The organism is Streptomyces sp. NPDC047880, assembly GCF_040706515.1.
Lineage (GTDB): Bacteria > Actinomycetota > Actinomycetes > Streptomycetales > Streptomycetaceae > Streptomyces.
Window position 1 is genome coordinate 204784 of the sequence record NZ_JBEZOK010000006.1, and the last position, 15735, is coordinate 220518.

The 15735-nt window shown below is 70.3% G+C and carries 13 protein-coding genes and 2 tRNA genes; 8 read left to right on the plus strand and 7 right to left on the minus strand.

Annotation, left to right across the window (positions count from 1 at the left end; genetic code table 11):
• Window positions 1-30 precede the first annotated feature (30 nt).
• From AB0937_RS12460 to AB0937_RS12485, 6 genes are all read right to left on the minus strand, one after another.
• Window positions 31-103 (minus strand) — tRNA-Glu (locus AB0937_RS12460).
• 21 nt (window positions 104-124) lie between these two features.
• Window positions 125-196: transfer RNA gene (locus AB0937_RS12465), tRNA-Gln, on the minus strand.
• Window positions 197-286: 90 nt separating this feature from the next.
• Entirely contained in the window at window positions 287-1018 is a 732-nt protein-coding gene (locus AB0937_RS12470; protein WP_366711306.1) for an HAD family hydrolase, read from the minus strand.
• Between the two features lie 320 nt (window positions 1019-1338).
• A complete protein-coding gene (gltX, locus tag AB0937_RS12475; protein ID WP_366711308.1) occupies window positions 1339-2862 on the minus strand; it encodes a glutamate--tRNA ligase in 1524 nt (507 codons plus the stop codon).
• Window positions 2855-3631 (minus strand): fumarylacetoacetate hydrolase family protein, encoded by a 777-nt coding sequence (locus AB0937_RS12480; RefSeq protein ID WP_366711309.1) that lies wholly within the window; start codon window positions 3629-3631, stop codon window positions 2855-2857. Before AB0937_RS12480 ends, gltX begins: the two co-directional genes overlap by 8 nt.
• A gap of 217 nt (window positions 3632-3848) precedes the next feature.
• Window positions 3849-4040 (minus strand): hypothetical protein, encoded by a 192-nt coding sequence (locus AB0937_RS12485; protein ID WP_366711311.1) that lies wholly within the window; start codon window positions 4038-4040, stop codon window positions 3849-3851.
• Window positions 4041-4646: 606 nt separating this feature from the next.
• Between AB0937_RS12485 and AB0937_RS12490 the strand changes: the two genes are divergently transcribed.
• From AB0937_RS12490 to AB0937_RS12525, 8 genes are all read left to right on the plus strand, one after another.
• Complete coding sequence (locus tag AB0937_RS12490) at window positions 4647-8483, plus strand: nitrate- and nitrite sensing domain-containing protein (RefSeq protein ID WP_366711312.1); 3837 nt, start codon at window positions 4647-4649, stop codon at window positions 8481-8483.
• A 9-nt stretch (window positions 8484-8492) separates the two neighbouring features.
• Window positions 8493-8906 (plus strand): roadblock/LC7 domain-containing protein, encoded by a 414-nt coding sequence (locus AB0937_RS12495; RefSeq protein WP_030851929.1) that lies wholly within the window; start codon window positions 8493-8495, stop codon window positions 8904-8906.
• 110 nt (window positions 8907-9016) lie between these two features.
• Window positions 9017-9412 carry a DUF742 domain-containing protein gene (locus tag AB0937_RS12500; protein WP_030851927.1) on the plus strand — a complete coding sequence of 132 codons (396 nt, stop codon included), beginning with the start codon at window positions 9017-9019 and terminating at the stop codon, window positions 9410-9412.
• Window positions 9393-9968, plus strand: a complete 576-nt coding sequence (locus AB0937_RS12505) for an ATP/GTP-binding protein (protein WP_104781463.1) — start codon at window positions 9393-9395, stop codon at window positions 9966-9968. Before AB0937_RS12500 ends, AB0937_RS12505 begins: the two co-directional genes overlap by 20 nt.
• Before the next feature lie 376 nt (window positions 9969-10344).
• Window positions 10345-13644: a nitrate- and nitrite sensing domain-containing protein gene (locus tag AB0937_RS12510; protein ID WP_366711314.1), complete on the plus strand. Its 3300-nt coding sequence runs from the start codon at window positions 10345-10347 to the stop codon at window positions 13642-13644.
• A 10-nt stretch (window positions 13645-13654) separates the two neighbouring features.
• A complete protein-coding gene (locus AB0937_RS12515) occupies window positions 13655-14068 on the plus strand; it encodes a roadblock/LC7 domain-containing protein (RefSeq protein ID WP_004983065.1) in 414 nt (137 codons plus the stop codon).
• Between the two features lie 94 nt (window positions 14069-14162).
• Window positions 14163-14741 (plus strand): DUF742 domain-containing protein, encoded by a 579-nt coding sequence (locus AB0937_RS12520; protein WP_366711315.1) that lies wholly within the window; start codon window positions 14163-14165, stop codon window positions 14739-14741.
• Window positions 14722-15303, plus strand: a complete 582-nt coding sequence (locus AB0937_RS12525) for an ATP/GTP-binding protein (RefSeq protein WP_014675207.1) — start codon at window positions 14722-14724, stop codon at window positions 15301-15303. The genes AB0937_RS12520 and AB0937_RS12525 overlap by 20 nt, the downstream gene beginning before the upstream one ends.
• A gap of 217 nt (window positions 15304-15520) precedes the next feature.
• On the opposite strand, the gene AB0937_RS12530 is transcribed toward AB0937_RS12525, so the two are convergent.
• Window positions 15521-15715: an acyl-CoA carboxylase subunit epsilon gene (locus AB0937_RS12530; protein ID WP_033313207.1), complete on the minus strand. Its 195-nt coding sequence runs from the start codon at window positions 15713-15715 to the stop codon at window positions 15521-15523.
• Window positions 15716-15735 lie beyond the last annotated feature (20 nt).

The window sequence follows — 15735 nt, forward strand, 5'->3', positions numbered from 1 at the left end:
GATCGTCGATCTGCCGATCTTCGGAACCAGTACCCCCGACCGGATTCGAACCGGCGCTACTGCCTTGAGAGGGCAGCGTGCTAGGCCGCTACACAACGGGGGCGATGCAGATGAGCTCTGCGAGCTGGCCTACCTGGACTCGAACCAAGACTAACTGAACCAGAATCAGTCGTGCTGCCAATTACACCATAGGCCACTGGAACGCAATCCCCCGAGGGGTTCGTGTTCTAGTTTTGCGCCTGGGGTTCCGGCCTTCCGGCCCGCTCCCCGCGGCGCAGGAAGAACATTACCCGAAGGTGGACGGGGCTCCAAAACGAGTATCGGAGCCCAGCAGAGACGGCAGTTCGGCGAGGGAGGCGATGCGGTGCGGCCCGACGGGCGGTTCGATCGTGGCGTACAGGCCGCCACGGTCGATCCACACCGACAGCAGTCCCGCGTCGGCGGCGCCCCGTCCGTCGATCTCCGGGTGGTCACCGACGTAGGCGACCTGGTGCGGCGGCAGCCCGAGGAATGCGCAGGCCGCGAGGAACGCCCCGGCCTCGGGCTTGGAGACGCCGAGCTCGGCCGCGCACAGGATGGTCTCGAAGCGGTCGTGGACGCCGAGGGCGCGCAGCTTGCGGTCCTGGACGTGGAGGCTGGAGTTGGAGAGCACGGCGTGCCGGTGGCTGGCGGAGAGGGCGTCGAGGACGGGCAGGACGTCCGGGAAGAGGGCCCAGACCGCCTCGTAGTGGGTGACGTACCGCTGGAACCAGGCGTCGGCCTCGGTGTCGGTGAGGTCCTGGTCCAGGAACGCCCGGACGCGGTCGCGTCGCTGGCCCTCGAAGGTGGTCTCGCCCGCCGAGAAGCGCGCCCACTGCAGTTCGGTGGTCTTCCGCCAGTGGTCGACGGCCTGCTCGGCGCTGTCGTAGCGGTCGAGCAGGCCCTCGGCCGTGAGATGGGCGCGCATGCCGAGGCGGTCGGCGGAGGTGTAGTCGAAGAGGGTGTCGTCGACGTCCCAGACCACGGCGAGGATGCTCATGCTCCGACCGTACCCACCGCGTCACGCTCTCAGCCCAGGTCCGGGGTGCCGGAGAGCGTGGGGCCCAGGTGGCGGGCTGGTTCAGCCGCCGGACCGGCGCCGGACGGCGAATGGACCTGGGCCTCCGGCTGTGCGAGGGGCGGCGTGGGGGACGATCGGGACCTCGCCGTACGTGCCGTCGAGGGCGCGCAGGGGGCGTCGGACGTCCGCTCCCGGTGCGCGAGTTGGCCGGACGGGTGAACTCCGGGTGACGGCCGGGAGGACACGGCGAGGGCGGCGCCCGATGTGGACGCCGCCCTCGCGGTGTGCGATGTCGCGCGTTACGCGGCCAGCTTCGCCAGCGCCGCGTCGATCCGGGCCAGGGTGGTCTCCTTGCCCAGGACCTCAAGGGACTCGAACAGCGGCAGACCGACCGTGCGGCCGGTGACGGCGACGCGCACGGGGGCCTGGGCCTTGCCGAGCTTCAGGCCGTGCGCTTCGCCGGCGGCCAGGACGGCCTCCTTGAGCGACTCGGCGGAGGTCCAGTCGGCGGCCTCGAGCTTCTCGCGGGCCGTGCGCAGCAGTGCGTCCGAGCCCTCCTTCATCGCCTTGGCCCAGGAGGCCTCGTCCTCGGCCGGCTCCGGCAGGAACAGGAAGTCGACGTTGTCGGTGATCTCGGAGAGAACCTTGAGGCGGGTCTGCGCGTGCGGCGCGATGGCCTGCCACTTCGCCTCGTCGAAGGCTTCCGGCGCCCAGGGGGCGAACGGGGCCCGGAGCCAGGGGCGGCAGCGCTCGGTGAAGTCCTTCACGTCGAGCAGGCGGATGTGGTCGCCGTTGATGGCCTCGCACTTCTTGAGGTCGAAGCGGGCCGGGTTGGGCTGCACGTCGGAGACGTCGAACGCGGCGATCATCTCGTCGATGCCGAAGACGTCCTGGTCGGCCGAGAGGGACCAGCCGAGCAGGGAGAGGTAGTTGAGCAGGCCCTCGGGGAGGAAGCCGCGCTCCCGGTAGAGGTTGAGGGAGGACTGCGGGTCGCGCTTGGAGAGCTTCTTGTTGCCCTCGCCCATCACGTACGGCAGGTGGCCGAAGGACGGGATCTCCTTGGCGATGCCGAGCTCGATCAGCGCCTTGTAGAGGGCGATCTGGCGGGGGGTGGAGGAGAGCAGGTCCTCGCCGCGCAGGACGTGGGTGATCTCCATCAGGGCGTCGTCGACCGGGTTGACCAGCGTGTACAGCGGGGCGCCGTTGGCGCGGACGATGCCGTAGTCCGGGACGTTCTCCGGGGTGAAGGTCAGCTCGCCGCGGACCAGGTCGGTGAAGGTGATCGTCTCGTCGGGCATCCGGAAGCGGACGATCGGCTCGCGGCCCTGGGCCTGGTACTCCTCGACCTGGGCGGCGGTCAGCTCGCGGCAGTGGCCGTCGTAGCCGGACGGCTTGCCGGCGGCGCGGGCGGCCTCGCGGCGGGTGTCCAGCTCGTCCTGGGAGCAGTAGCAGCGGTAGGCGTGACCGGCGTCGAGCAGCTTCTGCGCGACGTCCTTGTAGAGGTCCATGCGCTGCGACTGGCGGTACGGCGCGTGCGGGCCGCCGACCTCGGGGCCCTCGTCCCAGTCGAAGCCCAGCCAGCGCATCGAGTCGAGCAGCTGGGTGTAGGACTCCTCGGAGTCGCGGGCGGCGTCGGTGTCCTCGATGCGGAAGACCAGGGTGCCCTGGTGGTGCTTGGCGAACGCCCAGTTGAACAGGGCGGTGCGGACCAGGCCCACATGGGGGTTACCGGTGGGTGAGGGACAGAAACGGACGCGTGGGGGTACCCCGTGTCCGAGCGGAGTCGAGGACTTGGGGGAGGGGGAGCCGGATGCGCTAGCCACGCTTGACAACCTTGTTGGTGAGAGTGCCGATGCCTTCGATGGTGACGGCGACCTCGTCGCCGACGTTCAGGGGGCCGACCCCAGCCGGGGTGCCCGTGAGGATCACGTCGCCGGGCAGCAGCGTCATGGCCTCGGAGATGTTGACGATCAGGTCCTCGATGGAGTGGACCATCTCGCTGGTGCGGCCCAGCTGGCGCTGCTGGCCGTTGACCGTGAGCTGGATGGTGAGGTCGCTCGCGTCCAGGTCCGTCTCCACCCAGGGGCCGAGCGGGCAGGAGCTGTCGAAGCCCTTGGCCCGGGCCCACTGCTTTTCGCGCTTCTGCACGTCGCGGGCGGTGATGTCGTTGGCGCAGGTGTAGCCGAAGATCACGTCCTTGACGCGTTCGCGCGGGACCTCACGGCACATCCGGCCGATGACCACGGCCAGCTCGGCCTCGTGGTGGACCTCCTCGGAGAAGGAGGGGTACTGGATCTCGTCGCCGGGGCCGATCACCGAGGTGGACGGCTTGAAGAAGGCGAAGGGGGCCTCGGGCACCTCGTTGCCCAGCTCGCGCGCGTGCTCCGCGTAGTTGCGGCCGAAGGCCACGACCTTGTTGGGGAGCACCGGCGGCAGCAGCCTGACCTTGCCGACCGGCACCTTCGTGCCGGAGAGCTCGAAGTCCGCGAACGGGATGCCCTTGATGATGTTCAGGACGAGTTCGTCCTGTTTGTCGCCCTCGATGGCGCCGAAGGCGACGTTCCCGTCGATGGAGAACCTGGCGATGCGCACGGGATGCTTGGCCCCTTGACTGAAGCGGCTGGAGTCTGACGGTCCAGGCTAACGCGGGGAGGGGATCTCACCCCCGCGCAATACGCGGCGGTGCCCCGTCACGTGAGCGGGGGCGCCCCGTCACACACGAAGGGGCGCCCCGTCGCGGGGGCGCCCCTCGGAAAACCGGTTCCGGTCGCCATGAGCATCCGGCGGCCGGCACGCGTACTAGCGAGTGTCACTCCGCGGCCGCGGCGGCCGCGACGGGGATCTCCATGAGGATGGTGCGCTTGGGGTTTGCGGTCTGGGCCGGCAGGTCGACGGGGTGCTCCGGCTGCTCCGGCGTCTGCAGTTCGTCGGCGTCGTTCATGTGCGCCAGCGTCGTGCGCCGCGGGTTGGCGATCTTGTGGAACATCGTCGTCGTCTTCACTGTTTACTTGACCCTGTCCTGTGACGGGCGCCGGGAGGGTGCGTGAACCCCCCGTACGGGCGCGGGTTGTCGAAAGTGCCATCGCTGTAAAGCGTCAGGCTAAACATCCAATTCCCCGGCCCGGACGCGCAGAGGGCATGATCAGCATGTGAGTTTTCTCACGAACCAGAGGGCGAATCGGTCAATCCGGACTCGCGTCCCACCCCGACGAAACGGACATTGACCCCCTGAAGCCATCATTCCGCTCCTGATCATGGCGACTGGGACACCCGACCCAGCTCGGCGACTCGCGGGGCTTACGCCCGATATGAGCGAACTCGCTTTCTACGACCGGTGATCCGGCACTCACGTGGTGTCACCTACATCACGGGTCGGCCTACGGGCCTTGTTGGAGATCCTGTGCTGTGCTGGAATCTCACGGACCGCCGCAGGATCGAGCCGGCGCACAGGGGGCGCACAGTCGCGCCGAGTGGCGGCGAGAAGGGGGAGCCAGCGCCGGTCACTCACGACCACCACGGGGGCGTATTTCAGGGCGTCCCCAGAACGCCGACACCGTGCCCCGCCGTTTCAGGCGACGGGGTGCCTGGTCCAGAGGTTGCGACGCTAGTGCAGGGACGTTTCAAGAGGGATGGCAGCGCTTCGGCGGAGCCGGAGCCGCACGGCGGGACTGGCCCCGTGAAAGGCGGCCCCGCGCCCCAGCACGCCCAGAACCAGGGCCCGGCGGGTGACGGCGGCGAGCGCTCAGGGCGCCCCGGCGCATCGGCCTCCGCGGGGCCCGGGAGCCCTTCGCCGGCGCTGAAGCCGCCGACGGGGCCGACCGGCCCGGGGCCGCGAATAGCCCTGCGCAACTGGCGCATCTCCACGCGACTGGTGTCGCTGCTCGCCCTCCCGGTGGTCGCGGCCACCTCGCTGGGCGCGCTGCGTATCGACCAATCCATGGACGACATCCAGCAGCTCGACAACATGAAGCTGCTGACCGACATGACGAAGCAGGCCACCGAGCTGTCGGCCGCGCTCCAGGAGGAGCGCGACCAGTCGGCCGGCCCGCTGGCGCACGGTGGCAAGGCGAGCGACTTCACGGTCAAGGGACTTCGCGAGAAGACCGACCGGGCGATGAAGAACTTCCTCGACAGTTCCGAGGAGATCGACGGCGCCAGCAAGGACGGCAACCTCAAGGGCGTCCGCGAGTACCTCGTGCAGCTCGCCGGCGAGCTGGGCGACCTGGAGCAGATCCGCAAGGGTGCCTACGCCTCCGAGGGCAACTCCACGCAGACGATCGAGGCGTACCACCGTCTGATCGAGAACCTGATCGACCTCTCCCAGGACATGGCCGAGGCGACCAGCAACCCGGACATGATCCAGCGCACGCGTGCGCTCGCGGCGTTCTCCTCCGCCAAGGAGTACTCCTCGATCCAGCGCGCGGCCCTCGCGGCGGCACTGCCCGCGAGCAACACCACGACCGGCAAGCTCTCGCCGAACGACCGGCTCTACGCCGAGTCCGCCCTGGAGAGCCAGAAGTCCGAGGTCCGCAGCTTCAAGAGCATCTACGGCGAGGACGGCGCGGCCGAGCTGCTGAAGCCCATCGAGGACGGCGGCAACTCCACGATCAAGGCGACCGACACCTACGCGGGCCGCGCCCTGGTCTCCGCGAGCGGTCTCGCCCAGCAGGACAAGCGGTCCTACCGCGACTGGCTGGACGACAGCTCCACCAAGATCCAGCAGATGAAGAACATCGAGCACACGCTGCTCGAGGAGATGGAACAGAAGGCCCGCGAGCTGCGCAGCGCCACCGAGCGCGACGCGATCATCTCCGGTGCCCTGATCCTGATCGTGCTCGGTGTGTCGCTGGTCGGCGCCTTCGTCGTGGCGCGGTCCATGATCCGTTCGCTGCGCCGCCTGGAGGACACCGCGACCAAGGTCGCCTCCGACCGTCTGCCCGAGCTGGTCAAGCAGCTGTCCGAGTCCGACCCGCAGGACGTCGACACGTCCGTGGAGTCGGTCGGTGTGCACTCCCGGGACGAGATCGGCCGAGTGGCCGCGGCCTTCGACGACGTGCACCGCGAGGCGGTCCGCCTCGCCGCCGAGCAGGCCCTGCTGCGGGGCAACGTCAACGCGATGTTCACCAACCTCTCGCGCCGCTCCCAGGGTCTGATCCAGCGCCAGCTGTCGCTCATCTCCGAGCTGGAGTCCCGCGAGGCCGACCCGGACCAGCTGTCCTCGCTGTTCAAGCTCGACCACCTCGCCACCCGCATGCGCCGTAACGGTGAGAACCTCCTCGTCCTCGCGGGTGAGGAGCCCGGCCGCCGCTGGACCCGCCCGGTCCCGCTGGTCGACGTGCTCCGCGCCGCAGCGTCCGAGGTGGAGCAGTACGAGCGCATCGAGCTGGCCTCGGTGCCGACCACCGAAGTGGCCGGCCGCGTGGTCAACGACCTCGTGCACCTGCTCGCCGAGCTGCTGGAGAACGCGACCTCCTTCTCGTCGCCGCAGACCAAGGTCAAGGTCACCGGTCACGCGCTGCCCGACGGCCGTGTGCTCATCGAGATCCACGACACCGGTATCGGCCTGTCGCCCGAGGACCTGGCCGCGATCAACGAGCGGCTCGCCTCTCCCCCGACGGTGGACGTCTCCGTCTCCCGCCGCATGGGTCTGTTCGTGGTCGGCCGGCTGTCCCAGCGGCACGGCATCCGCATCCAGCTGCGCCCGTCCGACTCCGGTGGTACGACCGCGCTGGTCATGCTGCCCGTCGACGTCGCCCAGGGCGGCCGGAAGCCCCAGCCCAAGCAGCCCGGTCAGTCGCCGTCCGGCGGCGGTCCGGCCGCCGCGCAGGCGGCCGCCGGTGCGGCCGCGGCGCGGCGTGCCGCCGGTGCCGGCCAGGGGGCCGGTGCCCTCGGGGCCGGTGCGTCCGGCGGTGCCTTCGGCGGCGGTGCGTCCGGCGGTGGCCGGCTCGGTTCCGGTCAGGGGCCGCGGGCCGCGCTGCCCGGGCGTGACGCGGACGGCGGCCGTCCGGGAGCGCCCGGTGGGGCGCGCGGACCGCAGGGTCCGGGCACCTCGTCGTTCGAGCAGGGTGGTCCCTCGCAGGGCCGTCCCGCTCCCTCGGGTGCCGGGTTCGGCCAGCAGGCGCCGGGTGCCCCGCAGGGTCTGCAGGCGGCCGGCACCAACGGGCCGCAGGGCCAGGACGCCTTCGGCGGAGGCCGGAGCCGCAAGAAGCAGCGCGGTGACTCCGCGCAGGGCACGGGCCGCAGGCCGCAGCTGCCGCCGCGTGGCGGTCCGCGGGCCGAGCTGCCCGGGGGTGACGCGCAGCAGCGCGTGCCGAGCTGGAGCGACGAGAACGCCCAGCCGCCGGCGCCGCGCGCCTCGCTGGACACCCCGCGCGGGCACGAGGAGACGGACCTCTCCCGGACGTCGTCGCTGCCGCGGGTGGACGACCGTCAGGGTCCCGGCGCGACGGCGGAGATGCCGGCCGTGCCGCGCGACAACGACCGGCAGGGCCTCGGCTCTCCGTCCGACTTCGGCGCTCCCCAGCACCAGGACCCGTTCGGCTCCGGCGCGAACGCGTCGCAGGGCCAGGACCCGTTCGTCCGCCCGGACGTCTTCGGCTCCGCCGCCGGTCAGCGCGACGCGTCGGCCACGACGGGCCAGTACCCGGCGCCGCAGTCCTACGACAACGGCTCCACCGGTCAGTACCCGGCGCCCCGCCAGGACAACGGCAACCAGTACCCGGCCCCGCGCCAGGACAACGGCTCCACCGGTCAGTACCCGGCGCCCCGTCAGGACAACGGCTCCACCGGTCAGTACCCCGCGCCGCGCCAGGACAACGGCTCCGGGCGGCCCGGCCTCCCGGGTCCGGCCACGCCGGCCGACCCCGCGGGCACGGGCCGGTTCGAGCGGTCGCAGGCCGGCAACGGCCGGGGTCCGGCCGACTTCGGCGTCCCGCGTCCGCCCGCCCCGCAGGCCCGTCCGGTCCGTCAGGAGCCCGAGGCCCTGCCGCCGGCGTCCGGTCCGGGCGACGGTCGTACGCCGCTGTACGACACGCTGGAGACCAACTGGTTCCACGGCCAGCAGGAGCAGCAGCCGCAGAACAACGGCTCCGCACCGGCCGCCCCGCAGCAACCGCAGGGACCCACCGGTCCGCAGCGGTCCACAGCCCCCGCCGGCTGGCGCACCTCGCCGAACGACGACCTCGTCCGCCAGGCCGAGCGCGTCCGCCAGCCCGCCGCGGGTGGTATCACCACCTCCGGCCTGCCGCGCCGGGTCCCCCGGGCCAACCTCGTCCCGGGCACGGCGCAGCAGCAAACCCACCAGAGCGGTCCGCAGGTCTCGCGTGCGCCCGATGACGTGCGCGGCCGGCTGACCAATCTCCGTCGGGGAATCGCACAGGGTCGTCAGGCCGGGTCCACCCAGACCGGCAGCCACCCACGGCCCACTCACCAGCAGGAGCGTTAGTTGAGTCCGATGAGCCAGGCGGCACAGAATCTCAACTGGTTGATCACCAACTTCGTGGACAACACCCCCGGGGTGTCCCACACCGTCGTCGTGTCCGCCGACGGTCTCCTCCTGGCGATGTCGGAGGGCTTCCCGCGCGACCGCGCCGACCAGCTCGCGGCCGTCGCCTCGGGCCTGACGTCCCTGACGGCAGGCGCTTCCCGGATCTTCGAGGGCGGTGAGGTGGCGCAGACGGTGGTCGAGATGGAGCGGGGATTTCTCTTCCTCATGTCCGTCTCGGACGGCTCGTCCCTGGCCGTCCTCGCCCACCCGGAGTGCGACATCGGCCTCGTCGGCTACGAGATGGCCCTCCTGGTCGACCGCGCGGGCGCGGTCCTCACCCCCGACCTGCGGGCTGAGCTCCAAGGCAGTCTGCTCCACTGATCGGCCCCGGCACCACCCGTCTCACCACATCACCGTCCGGCCGCCACACACCCCACACAGGCCCCGTCAGACGGCTTGCTGACCGACTTGCTGTCCCGCCCGGAGGACCCATGACCCCGCCCACCGCCTCTCATGATCCGTACGCGGAGCCGTACGAGGACGAGGGCGACCAGCCGCTGGTAAGGCCGTACGCCATGACCGGTGGCCGGACGCGGCCGCGCTACCAGCTGGCCATCGAGGCACTGATCAGTACGACCGCGGACCCCGCCGCGCTCATGGGGCTGCTCCCGGAGCACCAGCGGATCTGCCACCTCTGCCGTGAGGTGAAGTCGGTGGCTGAGGTGTCGGCGCTGCTCAACATGCCGCTGGGTGTGGCCCGGATCCTGGTCGCGGACCTCGCCGAGGCCGGTCTCGTCGCGATCCACCAGCCGGGCGGCGACGATGCCACCGGCGCACCGGACGTGACACTGCTCGAAAGGGTGCTCAGTGGACTTCGCAAGCTCTGACGCGGGACGGTCCACCACGTCCGCGAAGATCGTGGTGGCCGGTGGCTTCGGCGTGGGCAAGACCACGTTCGTGGGTGCCGTCTCGGAGATCAACCCGCTGCGCACCGAGGCCGTCATGACGTCCGCTTCGGCCGGCATCGACGACCTCACCCACACCGGGGACAAGACCACCACCACGGTGGCCATGGACTTCGGCCGTATCACCCTGGACCAGGACCTGATCCTGTACCTCTTCGGTACGCCCGGTCAGGACCGCTTCTGGTTCATGTGGGACGACCTGGTGCGCGGCGCCATCGGCGCGGTGGTGCTCGTGGACACCCGGCGCCTGGCCGACTGCTTCCCGGCCGTGGACTACTTCGAGAACTCGGGCCTTCCGTTCGTCGTCGCGCTCAACGGTTTCGACGGCCAGCAGCCCTACCAGCCCGAAGAGGTGCGCGAGGCGCTGCAGATCGGTCCCGACACCCCGATCATCACGACGGACGCCCGGCACCGGGCCGATGCGAAGAGTGCCCTGATCACGCTGGTCGAGCACGCTTTGATGGCACGGCTGAGGTAGCACCCAAATCTGAGGCGCCATACGGCAGTTGTCGTAGATACACCGGAGCCGGCTGTGTCCTTTGACACGGTCGGCCAAGGTGTTCATAACGTTTCGGCAGAGGAATCGGGTGGTACGGCCACGCGTCGCGCACATCCGGTCTCGCTGCGCGCACAATCGCCCCGCCTTTTGGCGGGGCTCGCTCTTTATGACCGTTTTATCTGGGGCTTACATCACGTACATTCCCCGCCTCGGACTGTTTGGAAGAGCGCAGGTCGTCGTGCTGGAATGCCTGAACTGCCCAATAGTCAATGACGTACTCGTCCGTCGCCGGCGACTTGGGCTCTGAACACTGCGGCACAACGTTGGTGCCGACCGCCGAGAGGTTGTTGGTCGAGTGAGGCGAAGCAAGAACAGTCCCGAGCCGTCGGCCCGGGGCAACTTCACCCCGCCGCCGCGCACAGCGGCGCCCGCCCCCGTGCCCGGTTCGGAACCGACGGCCGCGCCCGCCGAGAGCGGCGGCCGTCTCTCCCCGCGCAACTGGCGCGTGGCGACCAGGCTGAACGCGATCCTGCTCATACCCGTGGTGGTCGGCCTCGTCATGGGTGGCTTCCAGGTGAAGAGCTCGATCGACACCTGGCAGGAGGCCGAGGACGCGGAGAACACCGCGCGCCTGGTCCGCGCGTCGCTGCTCTACGCCAACGCCCTCTACAACGAACGCGACATCACCGCCGCCCCGCTGCTGCAGGGCAAGGGCCAGGACGACAAGACCGTCGTCGACGCCCGCAAGCTCACCGACAAGGCCGCCGACGAGTTCGACGACGCGGCGCAGAACATGCCGGCCAAGCCCGGCCTGGAGCGCCGGCTGGACCTGTTCCGCAAGGCGGAGCCGAAGCTGGCCACCCTGCGCCAGGTGGCCTACACCTCCAAGCTCAAGGGCGTACAGACCGAAGAGGGCTACGTCGAGGTCGCCCACCCGCTGACGGAGTTCGCCAACGAGCTCGGCCTCGGCACCGGCAACATCACCAGCTACGGCCGGACCGTGTACGCCATCGAGCTGACCAAGGCGGCCCTGTCGCTGCAGCGCTCGATCGGCATGCACATCCTGGTCAAGCCGGGCCCCGACGGCGGCAACCTGGCCAGCCAGCGCATCGCCCTGTCCTCGTACGCCTACCTCGAGCGCATCGCCGTGCAGGAGTACATCGGCGGTGGCACCGAGCAGGACGCGGCCAAGCTGAAGGCGGCCGAGGCCAAGATCAAGGCCGACGGTGCCGCGATGGCCCGGGAGGCCAAGGGCAAGAACCCCGACTACGTCCCGCCGCCGGCCAACCCGACGTCGATGATCTCGGCCGTGGCGACGCTGCCGAGCACCGACGCGAGCGCCCGTGCCGCACTCGCGCAGAAGGGCATCACCGCCGAGAACTGGTGGGCGGTCAACACGCTCAAGTTCAACGCGTACGAGAAGATCGAGCAGGACATGGCCGACAAGGCCGTGAGCGAAGCGTCCGACATCGCCGACGACGCCCAGCGCGACGCCTACATCACCGGTGCCGCCGTCGTGGTCGCCCTGCTCCTGGCCTTCATCCTGGCCGGTGCGGTCGCCCGCCAGATGAGCCGCTCGATGCGCCAGCTGCGCAACGCCGCCTTCGGTATCGCCGAACAGCGTCTGCCGATGCTGGTCGACCAGCTCTCCCGCACCGACCCCGGTCGCGTCGACACCCGCGTCGCCCCCATCCCGATCTCCACCACGGACGAGATCGGCGAGGTCGCCCGCGCCTTCGACCAGGTCCACCGCGAGGCCGTCCGGCTCGCCGCCGAGCAGGCCCTGCTGCGGGGCAACATCAACGCGATCTTCACCAACCTGTCGCGCCGCAACCAGTCGCTGATCGAGGGCCAGCTGACCCTGATCACCGACCTGGAGAACAACGAGGCCGACCCGGACCAGCTGGAGAACCTCTTCCGCCTGGACCACCTCGCGACCCGTATGCGCCGCAACGGCGAGAACCTCCTGGTCCTCGCGGGCGAGGAGCCCGGCCGCCGCTGGGACCAGCCGGTGCCGCTGGTCGACGTGCTGCGCGCCGCCTCCTCCGAGGTGGAGCAGTACGAGCGCATCGAGCTCTCCGGCGTCCCGGAGGCCGAGATCCACGGCCGCGCCGTGACCGACCTCGTGCACCTGCTCGCCGAGCTGCTGGAGAACGCCACCACGTTCTCCTCCCCGCAGACCAAGGTCCGCGTCACCGCCACCCGTCTCCCCGACGGCCGCGTGATGGTCGAGATCCACGACAAGGGCATCGGCCTGACCGCCGAGGACTTCGCGGACATCAACCACAAGCTGGCCAACCCGCCGACCGTGGACGCCGCGATCTCGCAGCGCATGGGCCTGTTCGTGGTCGGCCGGCTGTCCGACCGGCACGGCATCCGCGTCCAGCTGCGCCCCTCGGGCGAGCAGGCCGGCACGACGTCGCTGGTCATGCTGCCGGACGCGATCACCCACGGTGGTGGTGGCGAGCAGCACGTGGACCGCGACGAGTTCACCGTCTCGCAGATCATCCCGGAGCAGAACTTCGGCGGCGGCGAGAACTTCAACCAGCCGATGCGCACGGCCGCGGAGCTGGGCTTCGACGACAGCCGCTACTCCGACGTCCCCGACGACATACGGGAGCTGGACCCCGTCGGCCGCTCCCTGATGCGCGAGGAGCGCCGGGCGGCCCTGGAGGCCCAGTCGCACGAGCAGCCCGCGCTGCCCGCGCAGAGCGGCCAGGAGTCCTCCCAGGCCACCGGCTACCGCGACGAGTACAACGGGCAGCAGGGCTACGACGCCGGGCAGGCCTACGACACCGGCCAGACCGGCTATCCGGAGCAGCAGCCGTCCTCGTACGACCGCCAGGCGCCGTACGAGCAGCAGCAGGCGTCGTACGAGGAGCAGCGGCACACGGCGTACGAGGAGCCGCAGCAGCCCGCTTACGACGAGCAGTACTACGCGCCGAACGGCGGCCTGCCGCAGAACGACACCTTCTCGCCGAACGGCGGCTATCCGGAGCCCTCCTATGCGGAGCCGGCCCAGGAGGAGCCCTCGGAGCAGGGTGCGGGCACGGCGGGCGGTTTCGCCGCGTTCGAGCAGCGCCGTCACCAGGACGACTGGCCGCAGCAGGACGGTTACCGCAACGGCTACCCGAGCCAGTACCCTTCTCAGGCCCCGGAAACGGAATCTGCGCAGGCCGCTGACGCAAGTGAGCAGGACCGCGTAGGCTTCGACCGTCCGGAATCGAGCCCCTCCGCCGCTCACACGATGACCGACGCCGGGCTTCCCCGCCGTGGATCCACCGCGAGCGGTGCGAACGGCTCGGGTGGCGCACGGCATGTGAGCCAGGAGCCGCCGGCCTCCGCTTCGGAGAACAACGGCGACGACTGGCGCTCGGCCAACGACGAGCGGTGGCAGCAGGCCTCGCAGCTCCGGAAGCCCAAGGCTGGCGGGGTCACCTCCTCCGGCCTGCCGAGGCGGGTACCCAAGGCGAATCTGATCGAGGGTGCCGCCGAAAGCACCCCCCAGGGAGGCCCCCAGGTCTCCCGCGCCCCGGAGGACGTCCGGGGCAGGCTGAGCAACCTGCGTCGGGGCGTCCAGCGCGGACGCAGCGCAGGCAGTGAAACGAACGGCCAGGGCTTCGGTCCTGACAGCACCTACAACCAGGAGCGTTAGTGTGAGCCCGATGAGCCAGGCGGCACAGAACCTGAACTGGTTGATCACCAACTTCGTGGACAACACCCCGGGGGTGTCCCACACGGTGGTGGTCTCCGCCGACGGACTCCTTCTGGCGATGTCCGAAGGCTTCCCCCGCGACCGCGCCGACCAGCTCGCGGCCGTCGCCTCCGGTCTGACGTCTCTGACGGCAGGCGCCTCCCGGATCTTCGAGGGCGGCAGCGTGAACCAGACGGTTGTGGAGATGGAGCGGGGATTCCTGTTCATCATGTCCATCTCCGACGGATCGTCGCTCGCGGTCCTCGCACACCCGGAGGCGGACATCGGCCTCATCGGGTACGAGATGGCGCTGTTGGTCGACCGAGCCGGTACGGTCCTGACACCGGACCTTCGTGCAGAGCTCCAGGGGAGCCTGCTCAACTAGTAGACGGACGGTGCGTTTTGGCGTCCCGGGGCCGTAAGGTTTCGGGACGCGGCTCCACAGCGATGGGTGCCAGGCACAGTCGGAGGAGGAGAAAGTGGCAACACCCCCAGGCGGTTCGTCTTCGGGCAACTGGTCGTACGGCCCTGCCCAGGGCCAGGGCGACGGTGGCCAGAACCCGAACCGTTACAACTTCCCCTCCGCACCCAGCCACCGGCAGCCGTACGCGCCGCAGGGCCCCGGCCCGTCGCCGTACGACCAGCCGCCGGCCCCGCGCATCCAGCCCGTGCAGCCGCAGCGCCGCACCCCCGAGCCGGCGCCCGCCGGAGGGTCGAACAACCCCCTGGTGCGTCCGTACGCCATGACCGGCGGCCGGACCCGCCCGCGCTACCAGCTCGCCATCGAGGCGCTGGTGCACACCACTGCGCAGCCGCACCAGATGCAGGGCCAGCTGCCCGAGCATCAGCGGATCTGCAACCTCTGCCGGGAAATCAAGTCGGTCGCCGAGATCTCGGCGCTCCTCACGATCCCTCTCGGCGTGGCCAGGATCCTCGTCGCCGACTTGGCGGAGGCGGGACTGGTCGCCATCCATCAGCCCGGCGGCGACGAGAACGCCGGCGGCCAGCCAGACGTGACACTGCTCGAAAGGGTGCTCAGTGGACTTCGCAAGCTCTAGCGGAGGGCCTTCCCGCTCCACCACGTCCGCGAAGATCGTGGTGGCTGGCGGCTTCGGCGTGGGCAAGACCACGTTCGTGGGTGCCGTCTCGGAGATCAACCCGCTGCGCACCGAGGCCGTCATGACGTCCGCTTCGGCCGGCATCGACGACCTCACCCACACCGGGGACAAGACCACCACCACGGTGGCCATGGACTTCGGCCGTATCACCCTGGACCAGGACCTGATCCTGTACCTCTTCGGTACACCCGGTCAGGACCGCTTCTGGTTCATGTGGGACGACCTGGTGCGCGGCGCCATCGGCGCGATCGTGCTGGTCGACACGAGGAGGCTCGCCGACTGCTTCCCCGCCGTCGACTACTTCGAGAACAGCGGCCTGCCGTTCGTCATCGCGCTCAACGGCTTCGACGGCCAGCAGCCGTACACGCCGGACGAGGTGCGCGAGGCGCTCCAGATCGGCCCGGACACTCCCATCATCACGACGGACGCCCGGCACCGGGCCGACGCGAAGTCGGCGCTGATCACGCTGGTCGAGCACGCTTTGATGGCTCGCCTGCGGTAGTTCTCCTGCTGTGGGACAGCCCCTGGCGGCCTCTGGGCTGCCGGGGGCTGTTGCGTGCCGGGTGCGGGTGGTGGTGTGCGGCTTGCCGCGCCCACGCGGCGGAGCCGCATATCGATACAGCCCCGCGTCTCTGAGGCATGCACCCCTGGGCGCCCCCCCGGGCGCACCCACAAAAGAGGCCCCTCCGTGTGGAGGGGCCTCTCTCGTGTCCGCGGGCTCAGCGCCAGCTGTGCGGGGCCCTGAAGCCCGGCTCGCGTTCCAGGCGGCGCCAGCCTGCCTTGATGCGGCCTCGGTGGGCCGGGGCCGGGTCCGTGGGGCGGGCGGCGGCGCGGGCCAGGAGGATGGCCGTGATGGCGGCGACCTCCTCGGGCTCGGCGTGGCCCTTCTCGACGCGGATATCAGCAGATTCCATGGGTGTCAGTCTCCGTGAGG